This is a genomic window from Paraeggerthella sp. Marseille-Q4926, assembly GCF_916618935.1.
GTDB classification, from domain to species: Bacteria; Actinomycetota; Coriobacteriia; order Coriobacteriales; family Eggerthellaceae; genus Paraeggerthella; species Paraeggerthella hominis.
The window spans coordinates 558582-579290 of record NZ_CAKAKF010000001.1 but is presented as its reverse complement, the minus strand read 5'-3'; the positions used below and the strand labels follow the sequence as shown (position 1 = coordinate 579290).

At 63.5% G+C, this 20709-nt stretch carries 16 protein-coding genes; 6 read left to right on the top strand and 10 right to left on the bottom strand.

The genetic code is table 11. From position 1 onward, the window contains the following. The first annotated feature begins 45 nt into the window (after window positions 1-45). A complete protein-coding gene (locus tag LG373_RS02390) occupies window positions 46-927 on the top strand; it encodes a fumarate hydratase (protein ID WP_114567936.1) in 882 nt (293 codons plus the stop codon). Beyond that, window positions 924-1523: a FumA C-terminus/TtdB family hydratase beta subunit gene (locus tag LG373_RS02385; protein WP_216529809.1), complete on the top strand. Its 600-nt coding sequence runs from the start codon at window positions 924-926 to the stop codon at window positions 1521-1523. The genes LG373_RS02390 and LG373_RS02385 overlap by 4 nt, the downstream gene beginning before the upstream one ends. A 124-nt stretch (window positions 1524-1647) precedes the next feature. Here the strand turns inward: LG373_RS02385 and LG373_RS02380 are convergent, their stop codons facing one another. Continuing rightward, a complete protein-coding gene (locus LG373_RS02380) occupies window positions 1648-4167 on the bottom strand; it encodes a DNA topoisomerase I (protein ID WP_216529808.1) in 2520 nt (839 codons plus the stop codon). Between the two features lie 463 nt (window positions 4168-4630). On the opposite strand from LG373_RS02380, the gene LG373_RS02375 reads away from it, so the two are divergent. After that, window positions 4631-5110, top strand: coding sequence for a hypothetical protein (locus LG373_RS02375; RefSeq protein ID WP_216529807.1), 480 nt, complete (start codon window positions 4631-4633; stop codon window positions 5108-5110). Window positions 5111-5198: 88 nt separating this feature from the next. On the opposite strand, the gene LG373_RS02370 is transcribed toward LG373_RS02375, so the two are convergent. From LG373_RS02370 to LG373_RS02355, 4 genes are read right to left on the bottom strand one after another with little or no spacing between them, the layout of a single operon-like run. Next, window positions 5199-5861: an amino acid ABC transporter permease gene (locus LG373_RS02370; RefSeq protein WP_114567932.1), complete on the bottom strand. Its 663-nt coding sequence runs from the start codon at window positions 5859-5861 to the stop codon at window positions 5199-5201. Further along, on the bottom strand, window positions 5858-7006 hold the full coding sequence (locus LG373_RS02365) for an amino acid ABC transporter permease (RefSeq protein ID WP_225748869.1): 1149 nt from the start codon (window positions 7004-7006) through the stop codon (window positions 5858-5860). The genes LG373_RS02370 and LG373_RS02365 overlap by 4 nt, the downstream gene beginning before the upstream one ends. Next, window positions 6999-7832 (bottom strand): transporter substrate-binding domain-containing protein, encoded by an 834-nt coding sequence (locus LG373_RS02360; RefSeq protein WP_114567946.1) that lies wholly within the window; start codon window positions 7830-7832, stop codon window positions 6999-7001. Before LG373_RS02360 ends, LG373_RS02365 begins: the two co-directional genes overlap by 8 nt. A gap of 8 nt (window positions 7833-7840) precedes the next feature. Further along, the gene (locus LG373_RS02355) at window positions 7841-8572 is read right to left on the bottom strand and encodes an amino acid ABC transporter ATP-binding protein (RefSeq protein WP_216529805.1); all 732 of its coding nucleotides are present in this window, start codon (window positions 8570-8572) and stop codon (window positions 7841-7843) included. A 321-nt stretch (window positions 8573-8893) separates the two neighbouring features. On the opposite strand from LG373_RS02355, the gene LG373_RS02350 reads away from it, so the two are divergent. Continuing rightward, a complete protein-coding gene (locus LG373_RS02350) occupies window positions 8894-11041 on the top strand; it encodes a GGDEF domain-containing protein (protein WP_216529804.1) in 2148 nt (715 codons plus the stop codon). A 115-nt stretch (window positions 11042-11156) separates the two neighbouring features. On the opposite strand, the gene LG373_RS02345 is transcribed toward LG373_RS02350, so the two are convergent. From LG373_RS02345 to thyX, 4 genes are read right to left on the bottom strand one after another with little or no spacing between them, the layout of a single operon-like run. After that, window positions 11157-12332, bottom strand: coding sequence for an ABC transporter permease (locus LG373_RS02345; protein ID WP_216529803.1), 1176 nt, complete (start codon window positions 12330-12332; stop codon window positions 11157-11159). After that, a complete protein-coding gene (locus LG373_RS02340) occupies window positions 12329-13105 on the bottom strand; it encodes an ABC transporter ATP-binding protein (RefSeq protein WP_216529802.1) in 777 nt (258 codons plus the stop codon). The genes LG373_RS02345 and LG373_RS02340 overlap by 4 nt, the downstream gene beginning before the upstream one ends. A 42-nt stretch (window positions 13106-13147) precedes the next feature. Next, entirely contained in the window at window positions 13148-14551 is a 1404-nt protein-coding gene (locus LG373_RS02335; RefSeq protein WP_216529801.1) for a DUF1385 domain-containing protein, read from the bottom strand. Window position 14552: 1 nt separating this feature from the next. Then, a complete protein-coding gene (gene thyX, locus LG373_RS02330; protein WP_216529800.1) occupies window positions 14553-15233 on the bottom strand; it encodes an FAD-dependent thymidylate synthase in 681 nt (226 codons plus the stop codon). Window positions 15234-15375: 142 nt separating this feature from the next. Here thyX and LG373_RS02325 point away from each other — a divergent pair, with 142 nt between their 5' ends. Further along, entirely contained in the window at window positions 15376-16266 is an 891-nt protein-coding gene (locus tag LG373_RS02325; RefSeq protein ID WP_216529799.1) for a class I SAM-dependent methyltransferase, read from the top strand. Window positions 16267-16336: 70 nt separating this feature from the next. On the opposite strand, the gene LG373_RS02320 is transcribed toward LG373_RS02325, so the two are convergent. Continuing rightward, window positions 16337-17689 carry a Fic family protein gene (locus LG373_RS02320; protein ID WP_216529798.1) on the bottom strand — a complete coding sequence of 451 codons (1353 nt, stop codon included), beginning with the start codon at window positions 17687-17689 and terminating at the stop codon, window positions 16337-16339. 315 nt (window positions 17690-18004) lie between these two features. On the opposite strand from LG373_RS02320, the gene LG373_RS02315 reads away from it, so the two are divergent. Next, on the top strand, window positions 18005-20707 hold the full coding sequence (locus LG373_RS02315) for a molybdopterin-dependent oxidoreductase (protein ID WP_114567923.1): 2703 nt from the start codon (window positions 18005-18007) through the stop codon (window positions 20705-20707). Window positions 20708-20709 lie beyond the last annotated feature (2 nt).

Below are 20709 nucleotides of genomic sequence, written 5' to 3'. Positions count from 1 at the left end.
CTCCGTGGTAGAATAGCCCGAACCCCAAGCGAAGGAGAACCGCCTATGACGCACCCGCAACGAAAGCCGGGGCCGACCGCTGAAGCGGTGGCCGACGCCGTCTACCAAAGCATCGTCGAATGCGCTGTGACGCTGCGCGAAGACGTTCGAGCCGGCATCGAGCGCGCGAGAGAAACGGAACGCGAGCCGCGCGCGCGGGCAGTGCTGGGCCAAGTGCTCGAAAACGCACGCATCGCGCAGCAGGACGGCGTGCCGATCTGCCAGGACACGGGCACGGTCTGGGTCAGCCTGGAGGTCGGCGAAGACCTCATGCTGCCCGGAAACGCGCTTTCGCTGGTGAACGACGCCGTCGCGCGAGCCTACGCGGACGCGCGCCTGCGCATGAGCGTGGTGCGCGACGCCCTGACCGACCGAACCAACACGTCCGACAACACTCCGGCGTTCACGGAAGTCAGCTTCCGTCCCGGAAAGGGCGCCACCCTGCACGTGATGCTGAAAGGCGGCGGGTCGGACAACGCCTCCCGCGTGGTCATGCTGGCTCCGGGAGCCGGAGCCGAAGGCGTGCGCCGAACGATTCTCGAATGCGTGCGCGAGAAGGCCGCGAACGCGTGCCCCCCGCTCATCGTCGGCGTAGGCGTAGGCGGCACGTTCGACAAGGTGGCGGGCCTGGCGAAGCACGCGCTGCTCAGGCCGATCGGAAGCCCGGCGGCCACGCCCGAAACGGCCCGGTTCGAAGACGAGCTGTTGCGCGCCGTGAACGCAACCGGCATAGGGCCCGCAGCCCTTGGCGGATCGACCACCGCCTTGGCCGTGCACGTGGAAACGGCGCCCTGCCACATCGCCGCGCTGCCCGTAGCCGTGAACATGGGCTGCTGCGCCATGCGAACCGCATCCGTCGAGCTGATTTCCTGGAGTGATGAACGATGAACGAGCTTTCACGTTGCGAATCCGACGCCCCTGCGGACCAAAGCGAGCCGAGCGCCGTCCATCTGACGTTGCCCCTTGATCGCGAGCAAGTCGGCCGCCTGAAGGCTGGGCAGGAAGTGCGCCTCTCAGGACCCGTCTACACCATGCGCGACGCCGGGCATGCGCGCGCACTCGAAGCGCTGCGCGCGGACGGGCGCCTGCCGTACGACCTAGAAGGGCAGACGCTGTTCTACGCCGGTCCCACCCCTGCCGCCGCGGGCAGGCCCCTTGGGTCGGTGGGTCCCACCACGGCGAGCCGCATGGACTTCGCCACGCCCGCGCTCATGGATGCGGGCGTGATCGCGTGCATCGGGAAGGGAAAGCGCGCAGCCGACGTCATCGACGCTTGCGTGCGCAACGGCAGCGCGTACTTTGCGGCAGTCGGCGGCATCGCCGCGCTGCTGGCCACCCACGTGGTCGCAAGCGAGACGATAGCCTGGGAAGACCTGGGGACCGAGGCGCTGCGCCGCCTGACGCTGCAAGACTTCCCCTGCTTCGTGGCGGTGGACGCCCAGGGAACCGACCTGTACCGCGCCATCGAGAACGCGCAAGCGTAGCCTGCAACGCACCGGACCGGCGCGTTGCGACACGAGCGAGCGGAAGCCGAGCAGCCGTCATCCACGTCGAAGGGCCCCGTCATGCGGGGCCCTTCGACGTTAGGATCGGTCGTTCGCGATCACGCTATTTCTTTGCAGCCGGCTTCTTCGCCGGAGGCTTCTTGGCACTGCTTTTCGCAGGCGCCTTCTTGGCGGGAGCCTTGCCCTTGGCGCCCTTCGCCTCGTCCTGCTCCTTGCCCGGACAATCGAAGTTCGGGCACAGCTTCCAGGGGCCGCGGTTCGTGGTGACGATGACCATCGGCGCGCCGCAGTGCTCGCACACCTCGTCGGTGGCGGCAAGGGCGCCGTACTGGGGCAGCGGGTAGCCCGTGCCGCAATCGTCGTAGTTCTCGCAGCGGATGAAGCGCTTCAAGGTGCGGGGGTTCTTCTGCGCGATCAGCTTCGCGGCGATGCCCTTCTCCTTGCAGGCCGGGCACTCGCCCACCACCACGTCGGGTTCTTTGTTGGTGGAGCAATGCGGATCGATGCAGATGGTACGCGGCTTCGAGCGAAACGCCGTCACCTTCACTTGAGGCATGCCGCAGGTCGGGCACGGCTCGGGCACAGCCTCCACCTTGCCCTTCGGCAAGGGGTAGGTCACGTCGCAATCGGGCCAGCCAGCGCAGCCGATGAACATGCTGCGCGTCTTCTGCGACGCGCGCAGCTGCAGGTCCTTGCCGCATTTCGGGCACGGCCCCACGTACGCGTCGGCGGCCACGGCGTCGGCTAGGGCATCTTTAACCTCCTCCGAATGCGGCAGCAAGCTGGCCAGCTGCTCGGCCAGAAGGTTGCGGCTCGTGGTGACCACGTCGGTCTTCGTGGTGCGTCCTTCGGCGATGCGGTCCATCTCCTCTTCCAGCTCGGCCGTCATCTCGGGGTGCGTGATGTGCGGGGCGAACTTGTCGAGCGCGTCGCATACGGCCATGCCCAGCTGGCTGGGTTCGATGGGGTCGTTCTGGATGTACTTCACCGTGTACAGGCGCTCGATGATGGCGTGGCGCGTGGACTTCGTGCCCAGGCCCAGCTTCTCCATCTCCTGGATGAGCTTGCCTTGGCTGTAGCGCGCGGGCGGCTCGGTCTGCTTCTTCGTGCAGGTGGCACCGCCGAACGCGATCGCCTGCCCCTCGGAAAGGACGGGCAGCTGCTCGTCCTTCTTCAGCCCGTAGGGGTAGATCGCGCGGAACCCGGGCTTCACCAGCACGTCGCCCTTCGCAACGAACGGCTCGGCGTTCACGTCGAGCGTGACCTTCGTGCCCTCCACCACGGCAGGTTCGGACAGCGTGGCCAGGAACCGGCGCGCGATCAGGTTGTACAGCTTGTAGTCGGCGGGCGCCAGGTCGTCAGGAGTGGCTTTTGCCGTGGGGTAGATAGGCGGGTGGTCCGTCGTCTCCTTCTTGCCGCGCGTAGCCGTGAGCTGGTCTTTCGCCAACAGCTCTTTGCAATACGGCGCGTAAGCCGGATTCCCGGAAATAGCCTTCACGGTTTCCGCCAAATCGAGCGAAGACGGGTACACCGTGTTGTCGACGCGCGGATAGGATATGTAGCCGTCCATGTACAGGCTCTCGGCGATGCGCATCGTGCGCGCAGGGCTCAGGCCTTCGGCGGACGCCGCCGCCATGAGCGACGTGGTGTTGAACGGAGCCGGCGGCTGCACCGTGCGCTTGCGCTTCTCGATCGAGGCCACCGTGGCGCTTGCCGCGCCGTCGACGTGAGCCATGACGGCGTTGGCCTCGGCTTCGCTCTTGAAGCGCGCGGTGGCATGCGGTGCCTCGAACGCGTCGGGCTCGGCCCCGAACGCGCCTCGGATCACCCAGTAGTCCTCGGGAACGAACGCAAGGCGCTCGCGCTCCTTCGCCACGATGAGCGCGAGCGTGGGCGTTTGCACGCGACCGGACGAGCGCACGTTGCCGTACCCTGCGAATTTGACGAGCGTCAGGTAGCGCGTGAGCACCGCGCCCCAGATAAGGTCGATGTCCTGGCGCGACGCGCCGGCGCTCGCCAGGTTCACGTCAAGCTCGACCAGGTTGTCGAACGCATGCGTGATCTCCTCTTTCGTGAACGCCGAATACCGCGCGCGCGACACGGGCGCGGTCGGGTTCACCTCTTGCATGCAGCTGAGGGCGTCGCTCCCGATCAGTTCGCCCTCTCGGTCGAAGTCGGTTGCGATCACGATGGAGTCGGCCTTTTTCGCTAGGTTCTTCAAGGAGCGGATGATCTCTTTTTCCTTGGGGAGCTTCTTGATGGGCGCGTACACCAAGTACGGAAGCGCATCCATCTTCCACGCCTTCAGCTCCACGCCGTCCTCGGTGAAGGGCTTCTTCTTTTTGAAAGGGGGCTTCGCAAGCGTGTCGGGCAGGTCCGCGGGAAACGTCTCCCCCTCCTCGGTGACGCCTTGCCAGCCGCCGCGCTTCTTGTACACCATGGCGGGAGTGAAATCGGGCTCCAGGATGTGGCCGCGCAGGCCGATGGTCACCCATTCCTCGCCTTCGACGTCGAATCGGTACACCGGCGTGGAGTACACCTTGTCCGCCTTCGGTTTCTTCACGCCGAGCAAATCGGCGATCTTCTGAGCCGCGTCGTTCTTCTCGGTTACCACCAGCTTCACGCGGTTCCCTCCTGTCTAACCAGCCGCCTTGGCGGCCTCGCATCGTTCACACGGTTGCCCCACCTATTTATTAACGTGTGCGGGGATGAAAACGCGCAAAAGCGCGCTTGCGACGCGCCGTCCGCGACGCAATAGACGCTAGCATACACGATTTTGAGCGAAGGGAGGAGAACTTTACCCAAGCCGAAACGAACCCGACGCCCTTCGCGCGGGCACTGGCCCGCTGTGCGGCAGGCGTCGCACGGCGCGCGCTTCGCGGCCGAAGGGCCAGTTCCGGAAATCGAGTGGGGATTTCGTCCCCAGGCTCTGAAGATGGCGCGGACGTTTCATGAAGCGATCGATTCTCGTATAGGCTATGGTTCGGGATGGCCGCCGAACAGCCCAACAGCCGTTCTCCATCCGATCCAGAAAACGCACCACCGGCGGCGCCCTCGTAGCCCGAGCTCGAAAGGAGACACCTTCGATGAAGAAAGTTCTCGGCGTATTCCTAGGACTCATCGCCCTGCTCATAGCCGGCTCGGTCGCCCTGCTCATGGCGCCTTCCCCAAGCGGAGGCTCTGCCTCAGATCCGGTCTCATCGCTGGTCAGCGACGTGAAGAACAATGCCGCGAACGCGGCCATCGACGCATCGGGCATCAAGTCGAACGTGCAAGACGCCCTTGCCGCGAACAGCGAGGCCATCGCCAACGCAACCGGTTTGAGCACGGCGCAGGTGGAAGAAGCCGTGGCCAGCTTGAACATCGACAGCTGGAAAGCTTCCTCTTTGCCCGCAGAGGCGTCGCCGACGGGTTCGTTCAGCGGCACGTACGGCGGAGTGGAAGCGTCGGTCACCACGTACGACAACCCCGGCTACGTGACCGTGGAAGCCTACGGGCAGCGCATCACGCTGACGGTTCCCGAAAGCGCCCAGCAGTACCTGCCCCTGCTAGGATCCCTGCAGTAGAAGGCCCTACGGCGCCAAAGCGACACGGCCGGAACTCGCGCCCCGGCCGTGTCGGCGTGTCTGGAACCCGCCCCGAAGCGCAAAGACGCTACGCGGTGCGAGCCTGCTTGATCTTTCGCTGGTACGCACGCACGATCTGGGACAGCGTGAAGCACACCACGAAGTACACCAGAGCCATGATGCCGAAGATGGCGAAGATCTGAGCCGTGGAGTTGTAGCTGTTCATGAGGATCATGCCGCGGCCCATGAGCTCTTGCAGAGCCATGGCGCCCCACAGGTAGCTCGTATCCTTGATGGTGGTCACGAATTGGGAAAGCAGCGCCGGAACCATGTTGCGCAGCGCCTGCGGCAAGATGATCAGCACATAGGTTTGCGCCCCGGAAAAGCCCTGGCTCTTCGCGGCCTCGTACTGCCCGAACGGCACGCTCGCCAAGCCGCCGCGCACGATCTCGGCCACGCTGGCGCTGGTGAACAGCGTGAAGGCCAGGACGGCTGCGCCGATGGGCGGCAGCTGCGCCACGAAGAACGTGAACATGATCCACAGCAGAAGCGGCGTGTTCTTGAACACCTCGATGTACACGGTCGCAACGCCGCGCAGCACGCGGCTCTTCGACGTGCGCATAACCGAGATGAGAGTTCCCAGCACCACCGAGCACGCGATGGCGAGCGCAGATATGAGCAGCGTCATCCCCAAACCCTGCAGGAGAAAGCGCATGTTCACCCACGTGAACAGAGCGGCGATATCGCTCATCGGTCCTCCTCCCGTCCTTCTTCATCGGTCGCACCCTTGCGCTCCGAACGCTCCGCCTCTTCGCGAGCGGCAGCGCGTCGCTGCTCCAAGCGGCGCAGGGCCCTCGAGCGACCGGTCCTCGTGTGCATGGCGCGTCGTGCGCACGCTTCGTCGCCTGCGCACGACGCGACGATCTCCTGCGCGATCTCCCGGCCGATGTCGTCTGCGATCTCAGCCGCTTGCTTTCCGGTGAACGCCTGCTCAAACGGCCCACGCGCGCCTTGCATCGCCCCGTCTGCGTCTTCGCCCAGCACGTGCAGCGGATGGCGCGGCGACGGAGCCACGCGAGCAGGCGCTATATCGACCGTGCCCAGCATGGTGTCGACTCCGCCGGCCATGGCGTCGGCAGCCGCACGACCCGTGATGTCGTGCGATCCCGGCGTGACTTCGAGCACGTCCTCGGACAGCTCTTCCGTCGCGTCCCCGGTAGCCACGTGCCGATGCGCGCGCGTCCGACGCTCCAGATACAGCGCCAAGCGCGACAACGGAAAACAGATGATGAAGTACAGGATGGCGGCAACCACGTAAGCGGGACCGTAGTAGCTGGTGGATCCCGCAAACGAGTTCGCGAAGTACATAAGCTCGCCACCCGCGATCAACGCGAGCACCGACGTGTTCTTCACAAGGTTGGCGGCCTGCACCGCCAAAGGCGGCATGATGATGCGAATCGCCTGCGGCAAAATGATCACGAACATGGTCTGCCAGTACGAGAACCCCTGGCTTTTCGCCGCCTCGAACTGGCCGCGATGGATGGAACCGATGCCCGAACGCACGACCTCTGAAATGTAGCCGCCATGATAGATGCCGATGGCCAGCACGCCGATCCAGAACGCCGCAAGCGACAATCCCAGAAGCGGGAATATAGCGTAGAACACGAACACCTGCAAAAGCAGGGGCACGTTCTGCACGACCTCCACGTACACGCGCGTGATCCAGCGAAACACCGGTATGCGGGACACGGACAGCACGCCGAACACCACGCCCAGAACCAGTGCGATAAGCAGCGCGAGCACGGAAATGCCAACGGTCATGCCGAATGCGGACAAGATGTCGGGCCAACGCTGGAAAAGCGCCTCCCACTTGAACGGAGCGAAGATATCAAGCATGCGATCCGCCCCCTTGCGCAGCCGCGACGCCGCCTGAAACCCCGTCTTCGGAAAGGCCCCAGCGCGCATACAGCTCGTCAAGCGTGCCGTCGGCCTGCATGGCGGCGATAGCGTCGTCCACCTGCGCCGCCAGCTCGACGTTCGACTTCTTCGTGGCCACGCCGTACTCCTGCGGAGCGAACTGCGTGGTAAGCAGCATGGTCGAGTCGTCCACATAGCCGTTCAGGATCGACCGGTCTACCGAAAACGCATCAACGCGCCCCGTGACCAGCGCTATCTTGATTTCGGGATAGGTGGAGTACTCCGCGAAGCGCATGTGGATACCAATCTCGTCGCCGGCCTGCGCAAGCTTTTCGCGAGTCGTGGCGGAAAGCGCCACGCCCACCGTCTTGCCGTCAAGCCCGGCAAGATCGGCGATGCCCGAGGACTTCTTCACCAGCACGCCGATATGGTCGGTGTAGTACGGACGCGAGAAATTGTAGCTTTTCTTGCGCGTCTCGGTGATGGTGAACGTAGCCAACGTGGCGTCGAGCGTGCCGTTGTCGAGCATTGCCCCGCGCGTGGTCACGTTCACGCCGGTCACCTGCAACGCGTCGGGGCTGCCCTTGATGCGACGCGCCAATTCGCGCGCGATGTCCACTTCCATGCCCTCGATGGTGCCCGTTTCAGGATTCTGGAAGCCGAACGAGGGCACGTCGATTTTGGTGCCCACGCGCAGCACGTCCGCGCCGGACGCGCACCCGGCAAGCGAGCCCGCCGCCCCGCACAGCGCGATCGACCCTACCCCCAGGGCGGATGCGCGCAAGAATGTCCGTCTTGTGATCACGATGCGCCTCACAAGATCTTGGACAAGAAGCTCTTGATGCGCTCGTTGTCCGTTTCGTCGAAGATGTACCGAGGACTGCCCTGCTCGACCACCAGGCCGTTTTCCATGAACACGACCTTGTCGGCCGCTTCGCGCGCCAAGCCCATCTCATGGGTGACCATGACGATGGTCATGTTCGTTTCCGCCAGGGACTTGATGACGTCGAGCACTTCCTGCACCATTTCGGGATCGAGCGCGCTCGTCGGCTCGTCGAGCAGCATGATCTTGGGATGCATGTTGAGAGCGCGCGCGATGGCCACGCGCTGTTGCTGGCCGCCCGACAGCTGATCGGGGTACTTGTCCACCTTGTCGATCAACCCCACGCGCTCCAAATAGGCGCGCGCCGTTTTCTCGGCCTCGGCCTTCGGCACCTTGAGCACCTTGATGGGCGCCAACGTGACGTTCTCCAGCACGGTTTTATGGGGATACAGGTTGTAGCTTTGGAACACCATGGCCACGTCGCGCGCGAGCGCCCGGCTGTTCACCTTGCGATCGCCCAGGTTCATGCCCTCGACCACGATGGTCCCCGAATCGGGAACCTCCAACCCGTTGATGCACCGGATCAGCACGCTTTTGCCCGAACCCGACGGCCCGATGACGACGACCTTCTCGCCCTCAGCCACCTCGAGCGAAACTCCTTTGAGCGCCTCGACCGCGCCGAAGTTCTTCACGATGTTTTGAACTGAAATTGCGTTTTGCACGCCCCGCACCTACGCTTTCGCCCTGCGGGGGGCCGGACGCGAACGCGCCTTGCACCCTCCATCGATGATCTGAATGCTTCGATGGTATCAAAGCGACCACGCCCCTGAGAGGAGAACAGGTTACGAAACCTTGACGGCTCGCTCGAAAGGTAAACGGCCGTGCAACCCGAGGCGAAACCCCGCCCCGACCCGCACCGCTTGCCGCTGCGAGCCCGCCAGCGAAGGGAATGCGACCGAGCGATTACTTTTAATCATTACCTTTGCTATACTAATTAATCGTTTGAGGAAACGGCGCAACCGAATCGGGCGAGGAGCCGGTGCATGAAAAACATGCTTTCGCGTCTTGCAAGGACGTGGGCCGCCATCGCGACGGTCGCCATGATCGCGGCGTGCTCGCTGCCTGCAACCGCCATCGCGCACGACGGATCCGCCGACGCCGTATCCGACCACCGCATCATACGCGTAGGCTGGCCGATCCAGCCGGGATTGTCGGAATCGGACGGACACGGTTCCTATTCGGGCTACACCTACGACTACCTCGAGCAAGTGGCGCAGTACACCGGATGGAGCTATCAATTCGTCGAGGCCGAAGGAAGCATCAACGAGCAGCTCACCACCCTGTTGGCCATGATGGAAGCGGGCGAGATCGACATCATGGGAGCCATGGCGTACAACGATTCGCTGGCGCAGCAGTTCGATTACGCCACCAACTCGTACGGAGCGGCCACCTCTGCCCTGCTGGCCGCCAGCTCCAACGACAATCTGACCGAAACCAATATCTACCTGCAAGAAAAACTCCGCATCGCGTTCAACGGACCATCCCCTAAGTCCCATTCCGGCGCCCAGATGTTTTGCGACGCAAACGGCATCCAGATGGAAGCCGTCGAGTGCGACAGCATCCAAGCGCAGATAGACGCCGTGCTGTCGGGAAAAGCCGACGTGCTTACCGGCGTGGACATATCGCCCATCGAAGGCATGCACGTCGTGGCGTCCATGGCCTCCAATCCGTTTTACTTCGCCGCCTCGAAAGGCGAGAAAGACATCGTCGCGTCCCTCAACGAGGCCATCGTTCAAATCGACAGGGCCGAGCCGATGCTGCAGCACGACCTGTACGCGAAGCACTTCGACACGCACCAGGGATCGACCGGGCTTGCCAAGGACATGCGCGCGTTCGTTGCCCAAGCCGGCACGATCCGCGTCGGGTATCTGGCGGGCGCGGCGCCCGTCCAAGACGTCGACGAAAAAACCGGGCTGCCCGTGGGTGCCTCGAAAGCGGTGCTCGACTACATCGCCGAGTACACGGGGCTCTCCCTGGAGATCGTCCCCGTTACGGGCGAACTCAACTGGGACGAAGCTATCCAGGAGTTCGACCTGGACGCCATAGCCGGCATCGTGCACGACTTCCCCTTCGCCCACCAGCACAACCTGTCGCTGAGCACCCCGTACCTCTCGTCCTACCAATGGATCGTAACTCGCAGCGGCGTCAACGCCTCCAATTTGACAGAAGGTCGCGCCGCGTTGATCCGCAGCGCGACCTGCGAAGAAGCGGACCGAGAGAACGCGCTCGTCTGCAACACGCTTGAAGACTGCGTCGAAGCCGTCGACACCGGGCGCGCCGACTACACGTACGCAGACGGCTACAGCGGGCCTTACTTCGAGAACATGGAAAGCTATCCCAACGTCACCGCTTACATGAACCCCAACGAAGAGAACAGCATCTGCTTCGCGTTCGCGTCCTCGAGCGACCATCGCCTGCTGCGCGTGTTCAACGAGGCGATCCGGCAGATGCCCGTCGGGATAGTCAACGACAGCATCTACGCCGAAGCCCTGCAGGAGAATCAGATGACCTTCGTGCAATTCGCCGAAGCGCACGTAAAAGAGATCGCGTTGATCAGCCTTGTCGTGGCAAGCGTCATCATCGCGCTGTCGATAGGCTACGCGCGAAACCGCGCGAAAGCCCTCGAGATCACCCGTGCCGAAAAAGACCGCCTGAAAGCGGTTGCCGAACGCGACGGCCTGACCGGGCTGCTCGGCGTAGGCGCGTTCAAAAACGAAGCGCAAACGCTGGTCGACCGAAACAACGTGGGCGCGTTCGTCGTAGTGGACATCGACGACTTCAAAGTTGTGAACGACACCTACGGGCACAAGGCGGGCGACGAGTCGCTGTGCCTGCTGGCCAGCATGATGAAGGAAACCTTTCGCGAAGACGACCTGGTCTGCCGCTTCGGCGGCGACGAGTTCGCCGTTTGCCTGGCCGGGATGGTCAGCGCGGATGCGCTTGAAAAACGCTGCCGAGAGCTGCTCGTGCGCGTAGCGACCGCTTCAGCCGAGGCGGGTCTTCCCTTCAGCGTGAGCATCGGAGCCGTGCGCGCACGGGGCGGCGAGAGCTACCTGGAGTTGTACGACCAGGCGGACAAGGCCATGTACGAAGCGAAGCGAGCGGGCAAAAGCGGCTTCTTCGTCCTCTAGCCTCTGCGCATCGACAGGACGCCGGGAACCCGCCGGCAAACCGAAACCGACAAGAACCGCAAGCCGATCCCTTCCGCCAAGCCCTCGAACGGCTCTCTTTCGAACGACGAAGCGCCTAGCGCGCGAACATCAGGCGCTCGCTGTCGAACATGCGCTGCAAAACCAGAACGCCCGCCCCCGTGTACGCGAGGTTGGAAGCTACGCACAACGCCACGTTCATCGGTTGGAAATCGAACGTGAAAATGGAGATCATGCACTGCACGCTGTTGTACAGCGGTATGAGGTAGAACTGCGGCTCCGTCTGCGTTGCGCCCCCGAACATGCCCAAAGCGCCCACGAGCATCACCACGATCATGAGCGGCGTCAGGTACATGGACGCTTCCTTGGTCGTGCGCGCCAACGCCGAGACCATCGTGATGAGAACGACCACGACCAGCGTCGTGGACGCGATGACCAATGTGAGCAAGACGTAGTCGGAAACGCCGTACACGCTCATGCTCACGCTGCCCTGCATGATGCTGGGCAGCCCCGCGAATATGCCGATCGCGCTCGATGCGGCAATCAGCAAGCCGATGATCGACACGGCGAGCACCTTTCCCAATGCGATGTCGCGCCGACGAACCGGCGTCGCCAGAAGCGTTGCCATGGTGCCGCGCTCTTTTTCGCCGGCAACCGACTCAGCCGCCACGGACATGCAGCTGGTGAACAGCAAGATAAGCAACAGCATGGGCACGATCGACACCACGACGGAACCGGCCACGTCGCGCTCTTCGGCAACATCGTAGGACGCATCGCCGACGTTCACGTCGAACCGGTTCGACAGCGACGACTCGTAGGCGTCGAGCGCGGCCTTGAGCGCGGAAAACGCCTGCACCGAATCGGGATCCGTGGAATTGCGGTACAGTTCCACGCGAGGCGCCGCCGTGCCCGAAGCGGGATCGTAGGCCGCGACGGACTCGTCGAACCCTTCGGGGAACAGGGCGAACGCCTTGACGTCTCCTTGCTCGATGGCCTCGCGCATCCGATCGGCGTCGGGCAAGGAACCCTCCTTCACGACATCGATGCCCGCCGCGTCCGCCAGCGCTTCAAGGCTGGCGGGTTCGTTCACCACGGCAACCACGGGCCGTTTGGCGGCATCGGGCTGGAACATGCTGCCCATCGCATCGCCCATCACCGTCCACACGACGAATATCAGCAGACCGGGCAAAACGATGGAAACCAGCGCGGACACGCGGTTGCTGAAGAACTTCGCAAGCTCCTTGCGTGTAATGGTGAAAGCGCCGTTGCTCATGATTCCCTCCGAACCGCCGCCGCGTACAAATCGAAGAACGCGTCTTCGAGCGAGCGCCCGTGCGTGACGTCGGGCAGCGTGCCGCATGCGGCCATGCGCCCGTCGATCACGATGCCCACGCGATCGCACACCTTCTCGACCAGGGTGAATATATGCGTGGACAGCAAGATGGTTTTGCCCTCCCCTTTCATTTCCACCAAGAAGTCCGTGACCGTCTTGGCCGTAAGGACGTCAAGGCCGTTGGTGGGCTCGTCGAACACGATGATCGACGGATCGTGCGCGACCGACACCGCAAGCGAGGTCTTCTGCTTCATGCCCGTGGACAGATCGGCCACCTTCGTTTGCGCAAAACGATCGATGCCGAAGCGCTCGAACAGGGCGCGCTTGCGTTCGTCGCGCACGGCGGGATCAACGCGATGCAGCTCGCTGAAGAAGTCGAACAGGTAATCGGGAGAGAACACGTCCTCCAACTTGAGGTCGCTCGTGAGAAACCCGATAGAGCTGCGCACGCCCACGGGGTCGGACACGACCGACTTTCCGTCGATGAACGCATCGCCCTGATCGGGCTTGACCAAGGCCGCCAGCATGCGCAGCGTGGTGGTCTTGCCGGCTCCGTTCGGACCCAGCAGCCCGAAGATCTCGCCGTGCTGCACCTCGAACGACAAGCCGTCGACAGCCGTCTTCATCCGACTGTCCGTTCGCTCGATCTTGCGCTGCTTCGCGGAAAGCCTGAACGACTTCCGAAGGTCCTGCGCCGTTATAGCCGCTCCCAAGATATGCCCTTTCGTTCGTTGACCGCGCGTGCCGAACCGGCGCTACGCCGCGGAAGGCGTGGGAGCCTCCGCTGCGGCGTTCGCCTTCGCGTCCTCTGCTTCCTCCCGCTCGAGCACGCGCTGCATGGCCGCAATAGCGCATTCGATCTGCCCGTCGTCAGGCTCGCGCGTGGTAAGGTACTGCATCTGCATGCCGGGCCACAGAACCACCTTGACGATGGGATTGTCCGGGTGGCTGCCCGCCCATTTCACGGTGATCTCGTAGGATATGCCCGCGATGACCGGCATGAGCAGGATGCGGATCAAAATGACCAGCGCCAGCTTGGGCGCGCCGTCGGCCACGCCCCATGCGTCGATGAGCGCGTTGATGGGCGTCACCGTGTACACGAAGATGGCGATGATCATGACCATGATGAGAAACGCGGTGCCGCAGCGCACGTGCAAGCGGGGGAAGCTGCGCGCGTTTTCCGGCGTAAGGGGCAGGCCGTGCTCGTAGCAGTGGATGGTCTTGTGCTCGGCGCCGTGGTAGCCGAACATGCGCTTGATGTCCTGCATGCGCCCGATCAGCCACAGGTAGAACACGAACACGAGCACGCGCAGCAAACCGTCGACCACGTTCCAGAGCACCGTATTGGAATCGTACTCGCCCACGATGAGGTTCGTGAGCGCCGCCGGCGCCACGATGAACAGCACCACGCCCAGCACCAGGCCGAGCACCATGGACACCGCCATCTCCTTCTTGCCGAATTCGACTTCCTCGTCCATGAACGACTTTTTCTCGACGTCCTTCGGCGCAGGGTCCTGGACGGGAGCGGAAGAAGCAGGCTCCTCCACCACGTCAAGCGTCCTCTGGGCGCCCAGCCCGTCGATCACCGTTTCCGGTCGCCCGAAATCGTCCTTCCAGGAAAACGCCTTCTCCCCGCCCTCCCCGCCCCCGCCAGCGAGCGAGGGTCCAAGCCCCTCGAGATCGGCCGCAGGGTTCCCAGCGGACGAATCGGACGACGGAGATCCGTCGACGAGGGGGCCGGAGGGATCTGAAGCGAGTTCCGCACGAGCCGAACAGCCCTGCGGGCTGTTCGTGCGAGCAGGACTGTCCGAGCGGCAGACCCCTCCGACCCCCTCGGCAGCAACCCCCTCTTCGTCCGATTCGTCCGCGAACGCGTGCAGCGCCGCGATCTCGAGAGCCTTGTAGCCTAGGACGAGCGACTCCACCATAGCCCGGCAGCCGCGCACGAGCGGCCAGTACATCCAGCCGTTCTTGCCCTGCCCCGACGCCAGGTCGTGCTCTTCCACGTACACGCCGCCGGAAGGTTCGCGCACGGCGACCGACCAGTTGTACCGGCCCCGCATCATAATGCCCTCGATAAGGGCCTGCCCTCCCACATGGGTCTTGACCGCGCCGTCCTCCGAGAACGCGCGCGAAAGATCGCTCTTCTGCTCGGCCACGTCAGCCCCTCTTCACGCGCGGATACGGGTTTCCGCAGGTCATCTTTCCTTCAGGGCAGTTCCCGCGGATGCAGGGCGCGCCCGCGTCCATGAACACGAACGGTGCGGTCGGACGCGCCAGCTCGAGCATGCGATGCGCCATGTCGCGGATTTCCCACTGCGCGCGGTTGCAGCAGCGCAGCGAGAAGAAGTGCAGCAGCTCGCGCACGTTCATGGTGATGACGATCTTCGTTTCGGCGGCGTTGGGCAGCAGGTAGCGGGCATCCTCCGCGGGAATGCCGGCGGCCAGCAGCTTCTCGTACGCTTCGATAGCCGCCTCGATCGCCCGGTCGAACACGGCTTCGGCCTGCGCATCGCCCGCGATGCTCTCCGGCTTGACGGTGGCCAGGCCGTCGGTGAACTTCACGTAGCGCTGGCTTTGCTGGTTGAAGCTGGCAATGCGGTGGCGCACCAGCTGGTGCGTGAGCGCGCGGGACACCCCGTCTACGGCGAAGGTGTAGCTGGCGTGTTCGAGCGTGGAGAAATGCCCGCTTGCCATGATGGTCGAAAGCACGCTTCGCACGCGCTCCTCGGGCATGGTTTCCATGAGCTCGGCAGCGCCGACGGGCGCGTAGCACAGGCGCGCGGCCGTTGCGATGGCGCGCTCGGGATCGGGCGTATGGTACAGCAGTTCAACGTGCATAGGACGAATACTCCTCTGTTAGAAATAATCCGTTTTCACGCACTCCACCCGTGCGCGATGCGGTATCGTTCTTTACCATAGTACCCGAAACCGACGGCTGCGCACCCGCTGGGCAAGCGGCCCTTCACGCGAAAGGCATGCCATGGAACCGTTCGTCCCCCTGCTTACCACGCACGATTGGAACGAAGAATGGAAGGCGCTGCAGAAGCTGCGCCGCCGCGTGGACGATGCCTCGTACTGGGACAAGCGCGCGTCCACCTTCTCCACGAAGGACGCGCCGAACCCCTACGTCGAACGATTTCTGGAACTGGCGGACGTGCAACCGGGCGAGACGGTGTTCGACATGGGATGCGGCACGGGCGCGCTCTGCATTCCACTGGGAAAGGCGGGGCACAAGGTGGTAGCCGCCGACTTCTCGCAGGGCATGCTCGACCGCATGGGGGAAGAGCTTGCGGAGCTGGGCGTGCGAACGGTGTTTCCCAAGCGCATGAGCTGGGAGGACGATTGGGCCAGCTTCGGCGTGCGTCCCGGCATGACCGACGTTGCCGTAGCTTCTCGGTCCATCGCCACCGCAGACTTGCGCGACTCGCTGCTGCGCTTGACCGACGTGGCGCGCCGACGCGTCTGCATCACGCTGTCAACCGGGGCCTCTCCGCGCACCGACGAGCGCCTGCTGGCCGACATAGGCCTTGACCAGGTAAGGGGGCACGACTACCTGTACGCCTTCAACATCCTGGCGAACGAGGGCCTCAAGCCCGAGCTGTCCTACATCGAAAGCGCCCGCGAGGACACCTTCGACTCTCGCGAAGACGCCTACGAGGCGTTCGCGCGCATGGTGAACGACGCGGCAACGGGCCTGGTCGACGACGATGTGCGCGAAAACGCGCTCGAAAAGCTGCGCGCATGGGCGAAAGACAACCTCGTGGACAACGAGCACGCCGGGCAGCCCGACAAGAAGGGCGTTGCGCAAGGACGTCTGCGCCTGCGCCAGCCGCGCACCGTCACCTGGGCGTTCCTCGCCTGGAACAAATAAGGGGCCGAAGCGTAGCCGGCAAGGCAAGGCAGGAAGCCAAGGCAGCGTCCTGCCGCCCCCGCCTTGCCGGCTACGCGATCGTTCCCTTGCTTTGCTCGATCAAGAATTCGCGCGACAGCGGCGTTTCGGGCAAAAAGGCGCCTTCTATCCGCGTGAACAGCGCGATCGCCTCGGCTGCCTCGAACACGCGGTTGCGCCCGCCGCCTCCCATCTGACGCAAAACGCCCGCCTCCACCAAATCGGAAACAGCGCGCGCGGCGGTGGAAAAGCTGCTTCCGATCAACTCGGCTGCAAAGGGGATGCTGACGACCGGGCTTCCTATCAGCTCGTTCATCAGCTTCCGCACGCACTTGCGCAACTCTATCCCGTTTCCCTTGACCTGCGCAGTCCATGAGTCGGTCAAAGCGGACGCCTCTCGACAGCACACCTTCGCGATGCGCACGGAAAGCTCGCAGGCTCGCGCGCAGTGGTACACCCATTCGTCCACGGCAAGCAGTTCGCCCGCATCCACGAAATCATGCTCGGTCAGATACGGTTCGAGCCTTCTTGTATGGCGCATGGTGGTCATGGCCGGCGTGATGGAGAACGGGGGCATGTAATGCTCGATAAGCCCCGCCTTGCGCCAGATCAGGATAGCCAGAATACGACCGATCTGGTCGGATCCCGCCATGAACGCCTTGGTCGCCTCAAGCTGGTAATGGGCGATGGCCGAGCGCGCTATAGGCGAATACGAATTGCGGTTGCAAAACTGCACGAGGTCCTTCATGAACCGAGGAAGCTGCGCCGCGGTCGGAGGCCGATACATGTCAAGATCCACGTCGGGGCTGCGCCGATGATTATAATCCCATGAACGAAGGCCGGCTTCCTTCTCCCAATACGACCCTTCGCTGATGCCGCGGTACAAAGCCTCCAGATGCGCGGCCGTTATATCGCCGTCTTGAGAAACGTCGGAAAGTATGAAGTTCACTGCGCCCTCCACCAAATGAGCGGCGTACGAAGCATCAAGTTGAGCCGACGTGCAGCCCGCATGCATGCGGGCTGCGTTCTTGACAAGCCGGGCAGAACCCGCCGGCGCATGCGTCCAGGAGCCAAGGTCCAGATAGCAGCACGCCCGGTAGCTCGGCTTCACGCCGTTAGTGCGCACCGAAGCCACGCCCTCCACGCGCGACAGCAAGCGCCGCAGCGGATAGGCCGACCCCTCGACCAGACAGTCGGACTTCGCCACCGCGATCTCCGCGCGAGCGACAACCGCAGCCGTCTCGCTGCTCAAAACGAAGTTGCGCGGGCACAGCAACTTGGGCTCGTAGGGCGCCCCCGAGCGCTTCTTTCGGTTGACCTTGTCCTTTTCCGCACGCACGGAAGCGAGGTCGGCGATGAGCCGCGCAAGGTCGTCCTGCCCGATCTGTCTGTCGAAATACTGCATGGCGGCACTCCGGCTCCAAGAGCCGAAACTCCCTCCCCTCGCGCTCCATTCTAGCATCGACGCGAGCGATGCCCCGCAAGCGGGCTCCTTATTTCCGATTTCGTTGATTTGCTAATACGACCATCCGTTTCGAGAATAATCGAAACCGCAAAACAAGCCGAATTCGGCTCGCATGCTTCCATTCCGACCCGTTCTGCAATACAGAGCCTTCGGCCATTGGCACCGCAGCACCGTCGTCCCTATGATCTTCGCGAACCCTGCAAGGGGTTGGAGCGGCCGCAGCAAGGGGGCGGCCGCACGACGATAGGAGGGAACATGGGAGCATCGACGCACGAAACGGCGGAAGCAAGATCGAGCATCACCCGTCGAAACCTGCTCAAATGGACGGGCGTCGCCGTAGCGGGAACCGCCGCGCTCGGCACGACCGGCTGCGCAGGATTCAACCAAAAGCCGGAAGGAGAAGCGGCGAAGGGGGCATCGGAAGGAACCTGGATCCCCTGCAACTGCTGGGCGGACTGCGGCAGCAAAGGCTTCAACAAGGTGTTCGTGCAGGACGGCGACTGCGTCCGCATGGGAACGGACAAAACCCACGCGGACTCCCCCGACTGCCCGCAGCTCAGGTCGTGCGCCCGCGGACGGGCTTTGCGCGGCATGGTATTCGGCGCCGATCGCATCAAGTACCCCATGAAGCGCAAAAGCTGGCAGCCCGGTGGCGGCGACAACGCCAACGGGGCGCTGCGCGGCAAGGACGACTGGGAGCGCATCAGCTGGGATGAAGCGTATCAGCTGATCGCCGGCGAGATCAAGCGCATCACCTCCGCGTACGGACACGATGCGATATTCGTGCCGGGCTACGTGGCCTCGCTGTTCGGGAACTGGGATATCGGGCGCATGCTGGCGCTGCACGGAGGGTACCTGGAGCACTGGGGCGCCTGCTCTTCGGGCGCGTGGGGGTCGATGGCCAAGATATACGGCCTGGCCGAAGATACGAACGATCGCATGGACTTGCGAAAAGCCCAGATCATCGTACTGTGGGGATCGAACCCCGCCTGGAGCCGCACCGGTCTTCCCACCTACGACTACATGCAATGCAAAGCTGCGGGAACGAAGTTCATCTGTATAGACATCTTCCGCCACGCCACCGCCCAAGCCGTTGCCGACCAGTTCGTCGGCGTGCGACCGGGCACCGACACGGCGCTTGCCATCGCCATGGCCTACGTGCTGCTGACCCACGACGACCCCGCTGCAAAGCCGCTCATCGATTGGGATTTCCTGAACCGCTGCACCGTCGGATTCGACGCGGACCACATGCCCGAAGGAGCGGCGCCCGAGGACAACTTCAAAGACTATGTGCTGGGCACCTACGACAATACGCCGAAAACGCCCGAATGGGCAGCGGAGATCTGCGGCGTAAGCCCCGCCGTGATCACCGATCTGGCTTTGCAGATCGCGCAGACCGAGCGCGTGTCCATCATCATGTCTCCCGCGCCGTCGCGCACCACCAACGGGACCACGTGGCCCCAGGCCATCATGACGCTTGGAGCCATGGCCGGCTGCATCGGCAAGCCGGGCTGCTGCACCGGATCCGACGCCGGCCACTCCTGGTTGCAGGGCGGCTACCTGACCTTGCTGCAGGGCGGCACCATACTCGGCGAGCCCTCATGGACCACGTCGGGAAACATCGCGCCCATCTGGAACCCCCTCGGCGGAGACTCCATCGAGTACGGCGTGCCCAACGGCATGTACAAGCTGCCCGAAGAGCCGTATTACCGCATCAACATCAACGAGGCATGGACGGGCATTCTGTCCGGCGAGTTCACCACCGGCCTGGGCAAGAAGCGCCCCTGCAACGTGCATATGATCTACGATACGCACGAGAACATCATCAACCAGGCACCGGGGACCATGCTGGCCATTGAAGCCTACCGCAAAATGGACTGCGTCGTAGCCCAGAACATCGTGATGACCACGGCTTGCCGCTACGCGGACATCGTCTTGCCCGTCACCACCCAATGGGAGCGCTACGGAGACTTCACCGCAGCGTATCGCGAGCAAGTACTGTGGACGAGCCAAGTATGCGAGCCTTTGTTCGAAGCCAAAAGCGACGTGGACATTGCCGCAGAGCTGTCAGAGCACATCGGCGTCGATCCGAAGCAAGTGCGCCCGCTCGAGCTCAAGCAGCAGGTCTTCGATTGGGTTGCCGCCGCAACCGCAACCAAAAAGGACGGAAGCGGCGTAGAGAACCTGGTCAGCGTCACGGAAGACGACCTGAAAGAACTCGGCGTGGAAGGCAAGCCCCAAGAAGGTCGCGTGCCCATCCTCGACTTCAAGCGCGACGGCATCTACACGGTGGAGCGCTCCGAAGGAGACGGTCTGGATTACGTGGTGCTGGAAGCCTTCCGCAAGGATCCCGAAGCGAATCCCATAGCCACCACGAAAACGGGCAAGCTCGAGATCTGCTCGCCGAACGCCGCCGCGCGCGTAAAGGCATGCGGATGGACCGAAATCCCGCCCATCGCCAAATACGAACCCGGCATCGAAGGATACGAGGAGACGTTTTCCGATTGGGCTGGCAAAGTGAAGGGCGAATACCCCTATCAGCTGGTCAGCCTGCACATTCCGCGCCATTCGCATTCCTCGTTCGCCGACGTCCCCAATCTGCGCGAGGCGTTCGACCACCCGCTGTACATGAATCCGCTCGACGCCGCGGACATCGGGTGCGAAACGGGCCAGACGGTGCTCATCACCTCGAAGTGGGGCAAGAGCCTGCGCCCGCTGCTGGTCACCGAGATCATGATGCCCGGAGTGCTGGGCCTCGGCCAAGGCTCGTGGGTGGAGATCGACGAGGAGACCGGCATCGACATGGCCGGCAGCGTTAACGTGCTGAACGGCCCCAACTGCGTAGGATACGGCCATCAGGCATGGAACAGCTGCATCGTGAAGGTCGAGAAATGGACGGGAACGCCGCTCGCCCCCGATTACACCTGGGAACCGCGCGAAGTGTTTAAGGAGGACTAATC